Annotated in this window: 12 protein-coding genes and 3 pseudogenes; 10 read left to right on the top strand and 5 right to left on the bottom strand. The window is 69.0% G+C overall.

Features of this window, described 5'->3' with window-relative positions; translation table 11 throughout:
* Positions 1-147 precede the first annotated feature (147 nt).
* A complete protein-coding gene (locus BW730_RS06255) occupies positions 148-498 on the bottom strand; it encodes a hypothetical protein (protein WP_077685509.1) in 351 nt (116 codons plus the stop codon).
* 201 nt (positions 499-699) lie between these two features.
* On the opposite strand from BW730_RS06255, the gene BW730_RS06260 reads away from it, so the two are divergent.
* The 9 genes and pseudogenes from BW730_RS06260 (at position 700) to BW730_RS06285 (ending at position 7,952) form a co-directional block, all read left to right on the top strand.
* Entirely contained in the window at positions 700-1,587 is an 888-nt protein-coding gene (locus BW730_RS06260) for an outer membrane protein assembly factor BamB family protein (RefSeq protein ID WP_077685510.1), read from the top strand.
* A 386-nt stretch (positions 1,588-1,973) separates the two neighbouring features.
* Positions 1,974-2,057, top strand: a pseudogene (locus BW730_RS20275) (hypothetical protein); the annotation flags it as partial.
* A gap of 112 nt (positions 2,058-2,169) precedes the next feature.
* Positions 2,170-2,502, top strand: coding sequence for a type 1 periplasmic-binding domain-containing protein (locus BW730_RS19130; protein WP_226997258.1), 333 nt, complete (start codon positions 2,170-2,172; stop codon positions 2,500-2,502).
* Positions 2,478-2,990 carry a LacI family DNA-binding transcriptional regulator gene (locus BW730_RS19135; RefSeq protein WP_237267990.1) on the top strand — a complete coding sequence of 171 codons (513 nt, stop codon included), beginning with the start codon at positions 2,478-2,480 and terminating at the stop codon, positions 2,988-2,990. The genes BW730_RS19130 and BW730_RS19135 overlap by 25 nt, the downstream gene beginning before the upstream one ends.
* A gap of 107 nt (positions 2,991-3,097) precedes the next feature.
* Entirely contained in the window at positions 3,098-4,438 is a 1,341-nt protein-coding gene (locus tag BW730_RS06270) for an ABC transporter substrate-binding protein (protein ID WP_077685511.1), read from the top strand.
* Positions 4,439-4,493: 55 nt separating this feature from the next.
* Positions 4,494-5,405 (top strand): carbohydrate ABC transporter permease, encoded by a 912-nt coding sequence (locus BW730_RS18040; protein WP_145952748.1) that lies wholly within the window; start codon positions 4,494-4,496, stop codon positions 5,403-5,405.
* A complete protein-coding gene (locus BW730_RS18045) occupies positions 5,402-6,226 on the top strand; it encodes a carbohydrate ABC transporter permease (protein WP_226997104.1) in 825 nt (274 codons plus the stop codon). The genes BW730_RS18040 and BW730_RS18045 overlap by 4 nt, the downstream gene beginning before the upstream one ends.
* 16 nt (positions 6,227-6,242) lie before the next feature.
* Positions 6,243-7,301, top strand: a complete 1,059-nt coding sequence (locus BW730_RS06280) for a glycoside hydrolase family 130 protein (protein WP_077685512.1) — start codon at positions 6,243-6,245, stop codon at positions 7,299-7,301.
* 147 nt (positions 7,302-7,448) lie between these two features.
* The gene (locus tag BW730_RS06285; protein ID WP_077685513.1) at positions 7,449-7,952 is read left to right on the top strand and encodes a nucleoside deaminase; all 504 of its coding nucleotides are present in this window, start codon (positions 7,449-7,451) and stop codon (positions 7,950-7,952) included.
* Here BW730_RS06285 and rpiB read toward each other — a convergent pair.
* The 4 genes and pseudogenes from rpiB to BW730_RS06305 form a co-directional block, all read right to left on the bottom strand.
* Entirely contained in the window at positions 7,928-8,407 is a 480-nt protein-coding gene (gene rpiB, locus BW730_RS06290) for a ribose 5-phosphate isomerase B (protein WP_077685514.1), read from the bottom strand. The genes BW730_RS06285 and rpiB overlap by 25 nt on opposite strands.
* A gap of 96 nt (positions 8,408-8,503) precedes the next feature.
* Positions 8,504-9,967, bottom strand: a pseudogene (locus BW730_RS19945) (glutamate synthase subunit beta).
* Positions 9,960-14,486 carry a glutamate synthase large subunit gene (gene gltB, locus BW730_RS06300; protein ID WP_077685515.1) on the bottom strand — a complete coding sequence of 1,509 codons (4,527 nt, stop codon included), beginning with the start codon at positions 14,484-14,486 and terminating at the stop codon, positions 9,960-9,962. Before gltB ends, BW730_RS19945 begins: the two are co-directional and overlap by 8 nt.
* A 608-nt stretch (positions 14,487-15,094) precedes the next feature.
* Positions 15,095-15,913, bottom strand: a complete 819-nt coding sequence (locus BW730_RS06305) for a DUF8017 domain-containing protein (protein WP_077685516.1) — start codon at positions 15,911-15,913, stop codon at positions 15,095-15,097.
* A gap of 324 nt (positions 15,914-16,237) precedes the next feature.
* Between BW730_RS06305 and BW730_RS06310 the strand changes: the two are divergent.
* A pseudogene (locus tag BW730_RS06310) lies at positions 16,238-17,427 on the top strand (MFS transporter).
* The last annotated feature ends 20 nt before the right edge of the window (positions 17,428-17,447 follow it).

The following is a 17,447-nucleotide window of genomic DNA, read 5'->3' on the forward strand; positions in this document are numbered from 1 at the left end:
TCAGGAGGGGCGAGGACGCGAGGAGGTCAAACACAGTGCAGTCAGGTTATCCCCACCGCGCTGTGGGGGTCGATCCCACGCACGGTCGCGTCCACCGGCCGAAAGTTAGGTGTGTTGGGCGCAACGAAACCGCTCGTCAGGCACTTGTCAGAGGGTGAGAGGAACCGCCCAGCCCCAGGAGACGTCCATGTCAGCGTTGAAGAGACAACACCTGATCGCGATCTGCGGAGCGGCGGTGGTGACCGGCTTGGCCGCCGTCAGCGCGGCGTCGCTGTGGCCGCGCGACCCGGCCGGGGACGCGGGGCCCGCGCCTGGCTCGACGTCCACCGCGTCGTCGCCCACGTCGCCCGGAAGCACCGGCCCCACCGCGCCGTCGGCCCCGAAGCCTGACCCGCTCCCTCGCCCGCCGCCGAGGTCGCCGGCCTCGCGTCGGACCCGACGGCCGACTGGTCCATCGACGCTGAGGCCGGGTTCGTCTACGCCATCGACGACGACCACCTGGCCACCGTCGGCTTCCTCGACCCGACCGCGGGCACCGTCGAGATCCGCCTCGTCACGGTCGCCGACGGCAAGGACGTCTGGCGGACCGAACTGGGCGGCGACGCCTTCCAGGTCAACGTCCGGCCGCTCACGGGCACCGACCTACTCGTCGCGCACTCCGACGACCGGCTCTACCTCCTCGACCGCGCCGACGGGGCGGTGAAGGAGACCTACACCACCGAGGTCGACGCGTGGTACGGCAGTGCCTCCGACGGGAGCCTCTGGTACCTGGCCCGCACGGATGACGAGCAGTACCCCAGACTGTCGAAACTCCGGTCGCACGACCCGGCCGACGCCGCCTGGACGACCGAGTTGGCCACGATGCCGTTCATGGTCCGCGACACCATGGTCGACGTGCACGGCGGGCACGCGTTCGTCACGGAGGCCGTAACCGGCAACGTGTTCCGGCTACCGTCGAACACCCTCCAGAGGTCCCCCGAGGCGATCGCCGCGCTGACGCTGAGCGACGGCACGATCCCGGACTGGTCCCGCAACGTCTCCCTGACGTGGTTCGACGACGTGATCGTGACCGCCTCCACTGAGGGCACCGTCACCGGCCTCGGCGAGGACGGCGGCACCCGGTGGGAGGCGTCAGGGCAGCGGGCGCTGAACCTCAACGGCGCTCTGATCGTGTCGACGCCGACGAGCGTGTCCCGCCTCGACCCCGCCACCGGTGGCGTGATCTGGGAGGCCGAGGTGGAGAAGGCCGAACAGTTCGCCGTCATCGGGGGCGACCTCGCCGTGGTCGGCTACGACGAGCAGGGCCTGGCCGAGTCCTCCGGCGCCGGACTCGTCACCTTCCTGGACGTGGGGACAGGTAAGCAGCGCTCGGAACTCGAGGTCGTCCTCCAGACCTTCCCCGCGACCTGGCGCGGCGAGGACCAGTTGCTTCTCTCGACCCGGCAGGGCGAGGCCGAGAAACTCTGGGCGATCAGCCCCGACGGGAAGGTGAACTACACCTACACCACAGAGGAGGAGATGATCTTCGCCGACGCCGCGGGCTCCCTCTTCGCCATCTCGAAGGAGACCATCACCCGCCTCCGCTAGGCGCTGTGTGGATCGGGCAGGGTGTGGGTCGGGTCGGACCCAGTGCGGGTTGGGCGTTGAGCAGCATTCGGCGTTCGTTGGGTCGCGGAACGCGCTTGAACGATCAAACGGGACTCGAGTTGCGGATGCTGCTCAACGCCGCAGCCAACCACCGGACAGGCCACCTCCCAGCGCTCGAGCGCGGCGCGGGTCCGGCGTTGAGCAGCATTCCGCGTTCGCTGGGCCGCGGAACGCGCTTGAACGATCAAACGGGACTCGAGTTGAGAATGCTGCTCAACGCCGCAGCCAACCACCGGATGGGCGCGGTGCGGCCACCGCGAGACGGCGGAAAGCTATCGTGGTCGTGCGCGCGGGTCCGCGCACGTCGCGAGCCATAGGGAGTCTGGATGAAGCGGGTGACCATCGTCGACGTCGCCAAGCGCGCCGGCGTGGCGATCAGTTCCGTCTCCAGCGCCCTCAACGACCGGCCGGGAGTCTCGGACGCGACCCGGCAGCGGATCATGCGGGCAGCCGACGAACTCGGCTACGTGGCCTCGCTGCGCGGCAAGGCGCTCTCCGGACGCAAGGCCTACGCCATCGGCCTTGTGGTGCACCGCGACCCGGAGGTCTTCGAACTGGACCCCTTCTTCGGGCCTTCATCGGCGGCATCGAGGAGATGCTCGACCGCTCCGGCTTCGCCCTGGTGCTGCAGTCCAGCGCGACCCCGAGGACGACCTGGAGCGCTACCGACGACTCTCCGCCGACAGACGCGTCGACGGCGTCATCCTCAACGAACTCACCCTCGACGACCCGCGCGTCGCCCTCGTGCAGGAACTGGGCCTTCCCGCCGTCGGCATCAACCCCGACCCCGGATTCCCCTCCCGCACGTGCGCCAGGACCACGAGAGCGGCGTGCGTGAACTCCTCGCCGCGCTGACCGCCGCCGGGCACCGCGACATCGGGCACCTGGCCGGCCCGGGCGACTACGTGCACTCGCGCCAGCGCGAGCGCGTCTGGCGGGACTTCCTCGCCGAGCACGACCTCACGCCTGGCCCCGTGATCGACGCCGCCTTCACCTACGAGGGAGGCATCGCCGCGGCCGAGACCCTGCTCTCGCTCCCCGGCCCCTTGCCGACCGCGATGTTCTGCGCCAACGACCTCTCGGCGCTCGGCTTCGTCGCCGAACTGCAACGCCGGGGCGTCGCGGTCCCTGCCGACCTCTCGGTGGTCGGCTTCGACGGCATCCAACTCGGCGAGTTCGTCCCGCCCCGCCTCACCTCGGTCCGCGCCTCGGCCAGGCGGGTCGGCCACGAGGCCGCGCGCATCCTGCTCGAGGTGATCGACGGGGACTCCCCCGAACCCGCCGTCGTCGAGGCGGCCACCCCGGTGTGGCGCGACTCGATCGCCGCCGCTCCAATGCGCTGACCGCATTGCCCCTTGCGAAGCTCCTTTCCACCTGCCACACTCTCTTTACCGAAACGTTTCGGTAGCCACCGGGATTCTTCCCCGGGCGTCATCAAGGGAGATAGAGCATGGCAAGAACAGCTTCGCGCGGACGCACCTGGCGCCGCGCCACCACGAGCGTGACCGCGGCCCTCGCGGCGATCAGCCTCGTCGCGTGTTCGCCCGCGGCCACCGGCTCGACGCCCTCCGGCGACGGTGGCGCGATCTCCGGAGAGCTTCAGATCCTGACCGGCTCGGCCGCCGGCTCCGACAAGGCCTTCCAGGACGTCAGCGACGCGTTCATGAAGAAGTACCCCGACGTCAAGGTCATCTACTCGGCCGTCGACAACAACACGTTCCCGCAGACCAAGTCGTCGCGCCTTACAGCGGGCAACCTCGGCATCTTCGTGGCCCTCAACCTTGCGGAGGTCCCCGACTACGCCAAGGACTCCGCCTCCGACGACCTGCTGCTCGCGCAGTCGGGTGGCCTCGTCGACCTGACCGACGAGCCGTTCATGCAGCGCTTCACGCCGACGATGCTCGATGCCCAGGCGATCGGCGGACGCCAGTACGCCATGCCGACCGGCGCCAGTTACGTCACCGGCGTCTTCTACAACAAGTCGATCTTCGCCGACAACGGCGTCGAGGTCCCCACGACGTGGACGGAGTTCGTCTCGGTCCTCGACACGCTCAAGGGCAAGGGCGTGACCCCGTACGGCATCGGCGGCAAGGACACCTGGCCCGCGGGCTTGATCATGCTCGGCGCCGCGGCGGGCGTGCTCCCCACGCTGGAGGACAAGCAGGGCCTCGCCGCCGACCTGTGGATCAACAAGGCAAAGCTCGACGAGGGGCCCTCGCTTGAGATCCTCGAGAAGACCGAGAAGGTCTTCCAGTACGCGCAGCCCAACTTCGCGGGCACCGGCTACGACGACCTGCCTGGCCAGTTCGCCAACGGCACCTTTGCGATGATGTCGGACGGCACCTGGAACACCACGACCATCCAGACCGCTGTCGGCGACAAGTTCGAGATCGGCTACTTCCCGTTCCCAGCAAGCGACGACGCGGCCGCCAACAAGACCGTCAACGGCAAGATCGAACTCCAGATGGCGATCCCGACCTCGTCGAAGAACAAGCAGGCGGCGCTCGCCTGGATGGACTTCTTCTCGGAGAAGGAGAACTACCAGAAGTTCCTCGAGACGACCGGGTTCTCCTCGGCGCAGCCCAACATGGCCACCTCCGGCTTCCTGGAGGAGATCGCGCCCTACACCGGCACCTTCGAGACCGTCTGGGGCCAGGTCTGGATCGCCAACAACAAGGCGGGCCAGGATGCGGCCTACCCCTTCAACTACCCGGCGCTCGCCCCGCTCGGCACCTCGACGCCGCAGCAGGCCGCTGACGCGGCGCAGCAGGCCTGGGGCACCGGGTTCTGACCGCCTCGTCCCGGGGCCTTGCCGCCCCGGGACCCTTCCTCGAAAGGCATGGGCGATGGCGCAGAGCTTCCCCTTCCCACGCCGGGCCTCGATGCGGGTGAGCTTCACGCTGGCCCTCATGATGCTCCTGGTGTTCGGCCTGATCCCGGCCGTTGCGGTCCTCGTGGTGTCGTTCACGGACCTGCGCGGCCTGCCCGGCATCCCCGTCAACTGGGTCGGCGTCGAGAACTACGTGTCGTTCTTCTCGCCGGCGAAGTGGGGCGACAGCGTCAACGCGATCCGCAACACGATCGTCTTTGCGGGCGTCTCGACGGTGGCCCAGATCGTCCTGGCGCTCGGCGTCGCGATCGTCCTCAACCAGCGGATCCGCGCCCGCAACTTCGTGCGGGCCGTGGTGTTCATGCCGACGATCCTCGGAGTGACCGTCACGGGCCTGATCTGGTCGCTGATGTTCAACGTGACCGGCGGCCCTGCGCGCTCGGTCGTGCAGGCCTTCGGCGGCGACTCCGCGTTCTTCGGCGACCCCAACCTGGCGATGGCCCTGGTCATCGTGGTGCAGATCTGGATGGTGATGGGCGTCTCGGTGATCATCTTCCTCTCGGGCCTGCAGGCGATCCCCGAGGAGTTGTACGAGGTCGCGGCCATCGACGGGGCCAGTCGCTGGGCGCGCTTCCGGTTCGTCACCTTGCCGATGCTCTCCCCCGCCATCACCGCGAACGTGCTGCTCGGCATCGTCAACGCGCTGCAGAGCTACCAACTCACCTACGTCCTGACGGGGCCGTTCAACAAGGCGACCCAGGTGCTTTCGCTGCTGGTCTACGTGCAGGGCTTCGGCGGCAAGTCGGGCACCTCGCTCTCCCAGTCCCAGGGCTATGCGAGCGCCGTCTCGATGGTCCAGTTCGTCATCGTGGCCGTCATCGCGCTCGCATCCCTGTGGTACCTGCGAGGGCGGGAGGTGCGGCTGTGACCGCCACTCGACGACGCCGCCGGATTCCGTGGGGCGCCTACCTGCGCGCCGCGGTGATCCTGGTCGTGTTCCTGTTTCCGCTGCTGTACCTGCTCAACACCGCGCTCAAGTCGAACGACGCCTTCTTCGCCGACCCGGTGGGGCTGGTCTCCGATCCGCAGTGGGGCAACTTCCCGCAGGCGTGGCAGCAGGGCGGCTTCGGGGCCTTCATCCTGAACTCCGTCCTGTACACGGTCGGGGGGACCCTGATCGGGACGCTCGTGACGCTGCTGCTCGGGTTCCCCGTCGCGCGCGGCTACATCTGGGGCGGGAAGCTCTGGTCCATCGTCTTCGTGGTGATCCTGTTCCTCCCGAACGCGCTCATCACGCAGTTCCAACTGCTCCTCAAGCTCGGGCTGTACGACAACCGGCTCGGGTATGTGCTGATGGTCGGCGCAGGCGTCGGGATCGGGCCGCTGCTGTTCAGCGGTTTCGTCTCCTCGGTGCCGCGCGAACTTGACGAGGCCGCCGCGATGGACGGGATCGGCTACTGGCGCTACCTGTTCACGTTCGTGGTGCCGCTCGCCAAGCCCGCGTTGACCACCGTGGCGATCCTCCAGGGGGTCTGGATCTGGAACGAGATCATCCTTGCTACCGTGCTGTTGGCAGACCCCGCGAAGTTCCCGATCACGCGCGGCCTCTACAACTTCCGCGACACCTACTCGAACCAGTGGCCGCTGCTGGCGGCCGCAACCTTCCTCGTGGCCGCACCGCTGGTGGTCGGCTACATCTTCATCCAGCGCTACCTCGTCAACGGCGTCCTCGGCGCCGTCAAGGGCTGAGGCTCAGGAGATACCCATGCATCACATCCCGTACACGCTTGAGCGGCTCGGCACCCTCATGACGCCCGACCCGACCGACCCGCGCGAGGCCGACGGCGTCCTGAACCCGGCGACCGTGCGCGACTCGTCCGGCGAGCTGTACCTGTACCCGCGGCTGGTCGCTGCCGGCAACGTCTCCCGGGTCGGCAGGGCGCGCGTCGTCTTCGACGGAGACGTCCCCGTCGACGTCGAGCGCCTCGGCGTGGTCCTCGAGGCGGAGCGCGGGTGGGAGCGCGGCGTCGACCACGGCGGCGTCGAGGACCCACGGATCACGACCATCCCGGCGCTCGGCCTCCACGTCATGACCTACGTCGCGTTCGGACCGCTCGGCCCGGTCCCAGCGGTCGCCGTCTCCGACGACGGAGTCGACTGGCGGCGCCTCGGCCCGATCCGCTTCGGATACGTCGACGAACTCGACACCGACCTCAACCTGTTCCCGAACAAGGACGTCGTCTACTTCCCCGAGCCGGTCCCGGGGCCGGACGGCGAGCCATGCTTCGCGCTGCTGCACCGGCCCATGTGGGACTTCAGCTTCACCCGGCCCCAGGAGCGGCCGCCGCTTCCCGCCACCGCGACCGACGAGCGGGCGAGTATCTGGATCTCCTACGTGCCGGTCGCAGCCGTGGAGGCCGACCTGAGCGCGCTGACGCGCCCGGTCGGGCACCGCGAGGTGGCCACGCCGCGGTTCGGCTGGGAGGCCCTCAAGATCGGCGCCGGACCCGCCCCGCTGCGCGTCGAGGAGGGGTGGCTCGTGATCCACCACGGCGTGACCGGGGAGATCGAGGGTGGCGCCTTCGTGCCGCAGGCCAACGTCCACTACGCGGCGGGGATCATGATCCTCGACGCCGACGACCCTTCCCGCGTGATTGCCCGGACCCCCGAGCCGCTCCTGGTGCCGGAGACGGCCGACGAGACGGACGGGACGGTGGCCAACGTGGTGTTCCCAACCGCCATCGAGCCCGCCGACGACGGCTGGAACGTGTTCTACGGGATGGCCGACTCGAGGATCGGCGTGGCGCGACTGCGGCGCCTCTGACCCCGGAGCCGCGACCCGACCCCCGGTGGTCGCTCCGCTCCGGTGCACGGCGGGTCTCCGGCGCGTGCGCGGGGCCCGGTCTTCCCCCAGGACCGGGCCCCGCACTTCTTTCCCGGCTGTCGATTCTTTCCCGGCTAACGTTGCGCCATGACCATCAGCGATCCGGACCGCCGCTTCCTCACCCGGGCCGTCGACCTCGCGGAGGCCGCCGTCGAGTCGGGCGAGGAGCCGTTCGGCTCGCTGCTGGTCTCCCCCACCGGCGAGGTGCTGTTCGAGGATCACAACCGCACAGGTGGTGGCGACGCGACGCGGCACCCGGAGTTCGAGATCGCCCGGTGGGCGGCGTCCAACTTGGAGCCCGCCGAGCGGGCGGCGTGCGTCGTCTACACCTCCGGGGAGCACTGCCCGATGTGCGCGGCCGCCCACGCGTGGGCGGGGCTGGGGCGGATCGTCTATGCGTCGTCGTCGGCTCAACTGGTGGAGTGGCTCACCGCGTGGGGCGTTGAACCTGCTCCGGTCGCGCCGCTGCCGATCGCCGTCGTGGCGCCCGCGATTCAGGTAGACGGCCCCGAGCCGTCATTGACTGAGCGCGTCAGGTCGCTGCAGCGCCGCCACTTGGTGGGGTCTCAGCAGAGCCCCGGGTCGACCTGATCCTCAACCTCGACGCCGTTCTGCAGCGCCATGATCTGGTTGACGCGGCGTTGGTGGCGATCGCCCCCGTCGAAGCCTGCCTCCAGCCACATGCCGGCGATCATCTTGCCCATCTCGACGCCGATCACGCGGGCACCCATCGCCAGCACGTTGGTGTCGTTGTGGTTGCGCGACAGCACGGCGGAGAAGGGCTCGGAGCACACGACGCAGCGCACGCCGTCCACCTTGTTGGCCGCGATCGAGATGCCGACCCCCGTGCCGCATACCAGGATCCCGCGGTCGAACTCCCCCGCCGCGACCCCCTCGGCGACGAGCCGCGCGAAGTACGGGTAGTCGGCCTTCGTCGGGTCGTTGGTGCCGAAGTCGGTCACCTCGTGACCCGACCCGCGCACCGAGTCGGCGAGGTCCCTGCGGAACTCGATGGCTGCGTGGTCGCTCGCGATGGCAATGCGCACGATGTGTCCCTTCGGCGGTGTTCCGGCAAGCCTATGGCCTCGCGTCCGGTGGCTCAACGTGACCCCACCGGCCGCGATGCAAGGCGATGCCGATGCTCAGGCGAGCAGTTGGCGCACCTCCGGGCCGATCGGGCGGGGCAGCTTTGAGGAGCCGCTGAGGAACGCGTCGACGCCCTGAGCGCAGCTTCGGCCCTCGGCGATGGCCCACACGATTAGGGACTGGCCGCGGCCCGCGTCCCGCAGGCGTAGACCCCAGGCACGGTGGTCGCGTAGTTCTCGTCGCGCGAGATGTTGCCACGCGGGTCGAGTTCGACGCCGAGTTCCTCGACGAGGCCCGCCTGCTGCGGGCCGGAGAAGCCCATCGCGAGCAGCACGAGTTGGGCCGGGATGTGCCGTTCGGTTCCCTCGACCGGGACGAACCTGCCCGCGTCGAAGCGCACCTCGACAATGTCGAGGCCCGCAACGTTGCCCTGGTCGTCGCCGACGAACCGGTTGGTCGACACGGCGTAGACGCGGTCGCCGCCCTCTTCGTGCGCCGAGGTGACCTTGAACGTCATCGGATAGGTCGGCCAAGGCTGGTTTCCGGGCCGGAGCTCGGGCGGCATCGGCATGATCTCCAACTGGGTGATCGTGCGGGCACCCTGTCGGATCGAGGTGCCGAGGCAGTCGGCGCCGGTGTCGCCGCCGCCGATGATGACGACGTCCTTGCCTTCGGCCGTGACCTGGTTCTCGACGCTCTGGCCGACCGCGGCGCGGTTGGCCTGCGGCAGGAACTCCATGGCCTGCAGGATCCCCCGAGTTCGCGTCCCGGCACCGGCAGGTCGCGCGGCAGCGTCGAGCCGATGGCGAGGACGACCGCCTCGTACTGCTCCAGCAGTTCGGCGCCTGTGATGTCGACGCCGATGTTGACGCCGGTCTTGAACTGCGTCCCCTCGAGCACCATCTGCTTGAGGCGCCGGTTCAGCACCGACTTCTCCATCTTGAACTCGGGGATCCCGTAGCGCAGCAGCCCGCCGATGGCGTCGGCGCGCTCATAGACGACCACCGTGTGCCCGGCGCGCGTCAACTGCTGCGCGGCGGCGAGCCCAGCGGGGCCCGAGCCGACGACCGCGACCGTCTTGGCGGTGTGCCAGGCCGGCTGCTGCGGCGTGACGCGCGAGTCGTCCCACGCCTTGTCGATGATGGCGACCTCGACGTTCTTGATCGTCACCGGATCGAGGTTGATGCCGACGACGCAGGCCGTCTCGCACGGAGCAGGGCAGAGCCTTCCGGTGAACTCCGGGAAGTTGTTGGTCGCGTGCAGGCGCTCAAGCGCCGGCTGCCACTCCCCCGCCACACCAGGTCGTTCCACTCCGGGATCAGGTTGCCAAGGGGGCAGCCGTTGTTGCAGAACGGGATGCCGCAGTCCATGCAGCGACCGGCCTGCTTCGAGATGATCGGAAGCAGCGCGCGGCCGGGGCTGCCCGGGTACACCTCTTGCCAGTCGTGGACGCGCTCCTCGATGGGACGGCGGGCCGCGACCTCGCGCGGCGTGGTCATGAATCCCCTGGGATCAGCCATGAGCGGCCTCCATCATCAGCTTGGTGGTTTCGTTCTCGTCGAGCCCGTCGGCGGCCGACATCTCCCTGACGGCCATGATCCGGGCGTAGTCGCGCGGCAGCACCTTCGTGAAGCGCCCCGCCAGGTCGTCGTCGCCGAGCGCGAGCAGCGCGTCGGCGACCAGCGAACCGGTCTCCTCACGGTGCTGCTCCATCAACTGCCTGACGCGGGCAATGTCGCCCTCCGTCATCTCGACGGGGTCGGCCAGTTCGTTGTTGAGTCGTAGCGGGTTGAGGTCGAGGACCCAGGCGACGCCCCCGGACATGCCGGCCGCGAAGTTGCGTCCGGTGGGGCCGAGGACGAGCACCTCCCCGCCCGTCATGTACTCGGCACCGTGGTCGCCCACGCCCTCGACGACCGCGGTCGCGCCCGAGTTGCGCACGCAGAAGCGCTCGCCGACGACGCCGCGCAGGAACAGCTCACCGGAGGTGGCGCCGTAGCCGATCACGTTGCCAGCCACGATCTGAGTCGCAGCATCGAAGCCCGCGTCGGGCTGCGGGGCCACGACGATCCTGCCGCCCGAGAGGCCCTTGCCGACATAGTCGTTCGAGTCGCCGACCAGCCGCAGGGTGACGCCGCGTGGCAGGAACGCGCCGAAGCTCTGGCCGCCGGTGCCGGTGAAGGTGAACTCGATCGTGCCCGGCTCCAGCCCCTTGCCGTCGGTCGCCTTGGTGACCTCGTGGCCGAGCATGGTGCCGACCGTCCGGTCGACGTTTCGCACCGGCAGGCTGTGGCGCACCCGCTCGCCGCGTGCGAGGGCGGGCTCCGCGAGCCGGATCAGTTCGACGTCGAGCTTGTCGCCGAGCCCGTGGTCCTGCGTGGTGGTGTGGTACAGCTCGGTGCCCTCCGGCACGTCGATCCGGGTGAGGATCGGCTGCAGGTCCAGGCCCTGGGTCTTCCAGTGCCCGACGGCCTCGCTCACGTTCAGCAGCTCGACGTGGCCGATGGCCTCCTCGAGGGTGCGGAAGCCCAACTGCGCGAGGAGCTCGCGCACCTCCTCCGCGATGAACATGAAGAAGTTGACGACGTGGTCCGGATCGCCGTGGAACTTGCCCCGCAACTCGGGGTTCTGGGTGGCGACACCGACCGGGCAGGTGTCCTTGTGGCAGACGCGCATCATGATGCAGCCCGACACCACAAGGGGCGCGGTCGCGAAGCCGAACTCCTCTGCGCCGAGCAGGGCCGCGACGATCACGTCGCGCCCCGTCTTGAGCTGACCGTCGCACTGCACGACGATCCGGTCGCGCAGGCCGTTGAGCAGCAGCGTCTGCTGGGTCTCGGCGAGGCCGAGCTCCCACGGCGCCCCCGCGTGCTTGAGCGAGGTGAGCGGTGCGGCGCCCGTCCCGCCGTCGTGGCCGGAGATCAGCACCACGTCCGCCTTCGCCTTGCTGACGCCCGCCGCGACCGTGCCGACGCCGATCTCGGAGACCAGCTTGACGTGCACGCGCGCCGACATGTTGGCGCACTTGAGGTCGTGGATCAGCTGCTTGAGGTCCTCGATGGAGTAGATGTCGTGGTGCGGCGGCGGCGAGATCAGCCCGACGCCCGGCGTCGAATGGCGCGTCCGGGCGACCCACGGGTACACCTTCGGGCCGGGCAACTGGCCGCCCTCGCCAGGCTTGGCGCCCTGGGCCATCTTGATCTGGATGTCGTCTGCGTAGGTCAGGTACTCCGAGGTGACGCCGAAGCGCCCCGAGGCCACCTGCTTGATGGCGGACCGGCGCGACGGGTCGTGGAGCCGCTCCGGGTCCTCGCCGCCCTCCCCCGTGTTCGACTTACCGCCGATCCGGTTCATCGCGACGGCGAGCGTCTGGTGCGCCTCCATCGAGATGGAGCCGTAGCTCATCGCGCCGGTGGAGAACCGCTTCACGATCTCGCTGGCCGGCTCGACCTCGTCGATGCTGATCGGGTCGCGGTCCACGAAACGCATCAGCGAGCGCAGCGTCATGATGCGCCGCGAGTTGTCGTTGACCAGCGCCGAGTACTTCTTGAACGCCGCGTAGTCGCCGGTCTGCGTCGAGTGCTGCAGGCGGAAGACCGTCTCGGGATCGAACAGGTGCTGCTCGCCCTCGCGTCGCCACTGGTACTCGCCGCCGATCAGAAGGTCGCGGTGTGCGAGCGGGATCCCGTCGGCGGGATACGCGTCGAGGTGGCGGTCGCGGATCTCCTGGGCCAACTGGTCGAGCGTGAGGCCACCGAGCCGGCTGGAGGTGCCGGTGAAGTAGGCGTCAACGACGTCCTGGCTGAGCCCGATGCACTCGAAGATCTGCGCGCCGGTGTAGGAGGCGACCGTCGAGACGCCCATCTTGCTCATCACCTTGAGCACGCCCTTGTTGAACGCCTTCGCGACGTTGGCGATGGCCTTCTCCGGGGAGACGTCGACGTACATCTCGCGGCGGGCGAGATCCTCAGCAGTCTCGAACACCAGGTAGGGGTTCACTGCGGCCGCGCCGTAGCCGAGCAGCAGCGCGACATGGTGCACCTCGCGCACGTCGCCCGCCTCGACGACGAGCCCGACCTGGGTGCGGGTCTTCTCGCGCACCAGGTGGTGGTGGATCGCGGCGGTCAGCAGCAGCGACGGGATCGGCGCCAGCTCTGCGGTGGAGTGCCGGTCCGACAACACGATCGCGCGTGCGCCGCCGCGGATCGCCGCGGAGACCTCCCGGCTGAGCTCGTCAAGCTTGGCGGCGAGCGCCCGGCCTCCACCTGCGACCTTGTAGAGGCCCTTGACGACGTGCGTCGAGTAGCCGGGGACCGTGCCCTCCTTGAGTCGCACGATCTTGGCGAGCTGCTCGGAGTCGAGGATCGGGCCGCTCATGGTGATCATCCTGGCGGCCTCCGGTGTCGGCTCGAGCAGGTTGCGCTCGGGGCCGATCTTGGCGGTCAGGCTCGTGACGAGCTGCTCGCGGATCGCGTCGAGCGGCGGGTTGGTCACCTGGGCGAACAACTGCTTGAAGTAGTCGAAGATCAGCCGAGGCCGGGAGGACAGGATCGCGACGGGGGTGTCGGTGCCCATGGAGCCGATCGCCTCTGCGCCGCCGTTTGCCATCGGCGCGACGAGCAGACGGAGCTCCTCGTGCGTGTAGCCGAACGTCTGCTGGCGGCGGGTGACGGAGCTGTGCGAGTGGACGATGTGCGCGCGGCTGGGCAGGTGGTCGAGCTCGATCTTGTGCTCGGCGACCCACTTCTCGTATGGCTGCTCCGCGGCGAGCGCGCCCTTGACGTCGTCGTCGGAGAGGATCCTGTGCTGATCGAGGTCGAGCAGCAGCATCCTGCCAGGCTGGAGCCGCCCCTTGGCGACGATGTCTTCCGTCTGGATCGGCAGCACGCCCGCCTCGGAGGCGAACACGACGAGCCCGTCGCGCGTCTCCCAGTAGCGGCCGGGCCGGAGTCCGTTGCGGTCGAGGCAGGCTCCGATGATCGAGCCGTCGGTGAACGTCATGCAGGCGGGGCCGTCCCACGGTTCCATGATCATGGAGTGGAACTCGTAGAAGGCGCGTCGGGCCGGGTCCATCTCCGCGTGGCCCTCCCAGGCCTCGGGGATCATCATCAGGACGGCGTGCGGCAGCGAGCGGCCGCCCAGGTGGAGCAGTTCGAGGACCTCGTCGAAGGACGCCGAGTCGGAGCCATCTGGGCTGCAGATCGGGAACAGCTTGTCCAGCGAGCCGGGGAACACGTCGGAGGTGAGCAGCGCCTCGCGGGCACGCATCCAGTTGCGGTTGCCGCGCACGGTGTTGATCTCGCCGTTGTGGGCGATCATCCGGTAGGGGTGCGCCAGTTCCCACGCCGGGAACGTGTTGGTGGAGAAGCGGGAGTGGACGAGCGCCAGCGCGGAGGCGACCCGCTCGTCGTGCAGTTCGGGGAAGACCTCCTCGAGTTGGTCGGTGGTCAGCATGCCCTTGTAGACGAGGGTGCGCGAGGAGAGCGACGCGAAGTAGACGCCCGCCTCGTGCTGCGCGCGGCGGCGCAGCACGAAGGTGAAGCGGTCGAGGTCGATGCCCGACTGGCCCGTGCGGCCCGCCACGATCAGGTGCTCGAAGCGGGGCATCGCACCGACGGAGATAGGCGAGAGGGTTTCGGTCTGGACGGGCACCTCGCGCCAGGCGAGCACGTCGAGTTCCGCCTCGTCTGCGAGTTCCTCGATGCGGGCCTTTGCCTCGGCGCGGGCCTCGTCGTCGACCGGCAGGAAGGCCATCCCGACGGCGTACTCGCCCGCCTCTGGAAGCTTGGCCTCGACGACGCCACGGAGGAACGCGTCGGGGACCTGGATCAGGATGCCAGCCCCGTCGCCGGCCGCCTCGTCGGCTCCGGTCGCGCCGCGGTGGTCGAGGTTTCGCAGCGCCTCGAGGCCCTTTGCGACGATGTCGTGCCTGGCCTCACCGTCAAGGTGCGCGACGAAGGCGACGCCGCAGGCATCGTGCTCGTAGGAGGGGTCGTAGAGCCCCACCTTCTCGCGATGCGGAAAGACGCTCTGGGCCATCGAAGGACCTCCTCAGTTCGGGTGGGCACGCTGGCGCACTGCACCAGCGGAAAAACAGTAAGGGCGCGGTTTCGCGTCAACCAACCCAGATCAGGTCCGTGCGAATTCTCTTCGCATAATTGTTACGCGGCCGAAACATGAGCCCACCCGATGGTTTTTTGGCGAGTTCTGGCTAGCCAAAATGCTCAGGGAAGGCGCGATGGCGCCGCGGGCCGACTGCGTTGACCCCGCGTTCGGCGGGCGCGGTGCGCCTCGACAAGCCCACGGACCACCCCTCGTCGAGCTCGTCGAGACGTCCGACACCCGCACGGCAACGGGACCCTTCGACAAGCTCAGGGACCACCGCTCGTCGAGCCTGTCGAGACGTCCGAGACCCACACAGCAACCGGACCAGGTCCGGGTAGTCCATCGAGGCAGCACCTGGTCCTGCACCGTAGAGCGCGTGCGCTGGGTGGATCCTTGAGCATGTTCGGTTGCTCGTTGCCGATTTCGGCACGTTTGAACGTTCAGATCACCAACGAGTTACCAAACATGCTCAAACAACTACCCGCACCGCGCCCGATCGACAAGCAGAGAAACGCGCCCGACAGGCTTGGAGGGCGGGAGAATCACTCCCCGACGGTGAAGGTCGCCAGGATCTCGCGTTCGGTGGCCAGCGGCAGGGACTGCGCGTCGCCGATATGGGTGATCGCGAGCATCTGATAGGCCAGCCCATCATGGGTGCGCGTGACGGCGCTGATCCGGATAGCGGGGGTGTTGCAGCTGTACTTGCTCTGGTACATCGGCACGAAACTGACGCTGCCGATGAACCCCTCTCCCCCGTCGGCGAAGGTGAACGGCTCGACCGTCGCGGCGGGGATCTCGTAGTAGTCGCCCTCGTACTCGGTGTTGCGCATCTGTGCCCAGTCCATCACCAGGAGCCGGGTGAAGCGCTTCAGGTCGGGCTGATCGGCCGCGGCCTTCCGCAGCATCACCGCGCTCCAGTAGTCGCCCTGACACTCAAACTCCCGGTCGAAGGACACGATGTTTCCGCCGATGACGCGCTGCATCGTCTCGAAGCCGATCATCAGCCCGTCCTTGTACGTCCACCCGGACGACGGGATCCGGTACGAGCCCCGTTCGGTGCCGCCGTCGACGTTCGTCCACTCGGTGACGGGCGTGACGGGGCCCTCGAGGTCTGGCCATTCCTGCCTTGGTGTTGCGGTCGGCGGCTGCACGGGAGGACGCGACTCGCGCGGTTCGGAGAACGGGCCGCTCCCGTTGGACGGATCCCAGCCTGGGTTGATGCCCGAGTAGTCGCTCGGCGTGATTGTCGGCACGGGCGTGCCGGGCGGCGTCGGCCAGGGGTCCGTGTCGACCAGGCCGGGGCGCGACGCCAGGTACCACCCGATCCCGAGCGCGGGGATCAGGAGGGCCAGCACCACCACCCACGTCAGCCTCGAGCGGCTTGGCGGCACCGGCGCGGGTCGGATCGGTCCCGGTTGCATCGGTCCCGGTCGGGTCGGGGACGTGGAGGCGATCCCTGGGCGGCCGGGGTGTGGCCGTAGCGATCCTGAGCCGGCCCCCAGTTCGGCCCGGGCGTGTGTGCCGGAGGCTGCGGCTGGACCCCGGGCGGCAGGAAGTCCGGGCGATCCGGGGGCGGCTGGCTCATCCGGCACAGGCTAGCCCGCCGCTGGACCAGACCGCCCGGCGTTCGGCGCCGAAGGGCACCCCGGCTAGGCTTGCCGTTCTGCCTAGCCGAAGGACACCGCGTGTACGCACTTCTCCTGGCGATCATCTACGTCGCGTTCATCAGCCTCGGACTGCCCGACTCCCTCGTCGGCGCGGGCTGGCCCGTCATGCACGCCGACCTTGGCGTGCCGCTGTCGTTCGCGGGCATCCTGACGATGGTGATCGCGATCGGCACGATCGTCTCCAGCCTGCTGTCCGACCGGCTGACGCGCCGCTTCGGCGCAGCGATGGTGACGACCGTCAGCGTCGCGATGACGGCGACCGCGCTGCTCGGGTTCTCCCTGTCGACGTCGTTCTGGGCGCTGTGCCTGTGGGCCGTGCCGTACGGGCTGGGGCAGGCGCTGTCGACGCAGCGCTGAACAACTACGTGGCGCTGCACTACTCGTCCCGGCACATGAACTGGCTGCACTCGTTCTGGGGCGTCGGGGCCTCCATCAGCCCCTTCATCATGAGCTTCGCGCTGACCCGCAACGGCGACTGGTCGGCCGGCTACCGCATCGTCGGCATCATCCAGGTCGCCTTGACCGTCGTGCTGATCCTGACCCTTCCCGTGTGGCGGAAGGTGCACCCGGAGAAGACGCCGGACCACGAGGACGCCGCGCCCGCGGCGAAACCCCTGGGGCTGATCGGGACCTTGCGACTGCCCGGCGCGCCCCAGATCCTGATCGCCTTCTTCGCCTACTGCGCCCTGGAGTCGACCACGATGCTGTGGGCCGCGACCTATCTGGTGGAGGATCGCGGCGTCGCGCCCGCCACCGCCGCCGCGTTCGCCTCGCTCTACCTGCTCGGCATCACCGGCGGCCGGTTCCTCGGCGGCTTCGTCGCCGACCGGGTGGGCGACAGGCGGCTGGTCCGCTTCGGCGGGCTGCTGGTCGCGCTCGGCATCGCGATGATCGCCCTGCCGCTCGCCACCCCGGTCGTGGCGCTTGCGGGGCTTGTCGTCGCGGGCTTCGGCAGCGCGCCGGTCTACCCGGCGATCATCCACTCGACGCCCACCAACTTCGGCCGGGAGAACTCCCAGTCGATCATCGGCATCCAGATGGCGAGCGCCTACCTTGGCGTGACGCTGATGCCTCCGCTGTTCGGGGCACTGTCCGGTTGGCTCGGGCTCCGCATCCTGCCGCTGTATCTGGGCGTGCTTGTTGCGCTGATGCTCGCAATGTCGGAACTGGTCAACAGGATCGTCGACCGTAGGGGTGCGGTCGGCTGAGGCGTCAGCGGCGCGAGCGC

This window comes from Tessaracoccus aquimaris (assembly GCF_001997345.1).
GTDB lineage: Bacteria > Actinomycetota > Actinomycetes > Propionibacteriales > Propionibacteriaceae > Arachnia > Arachnia aquimaris.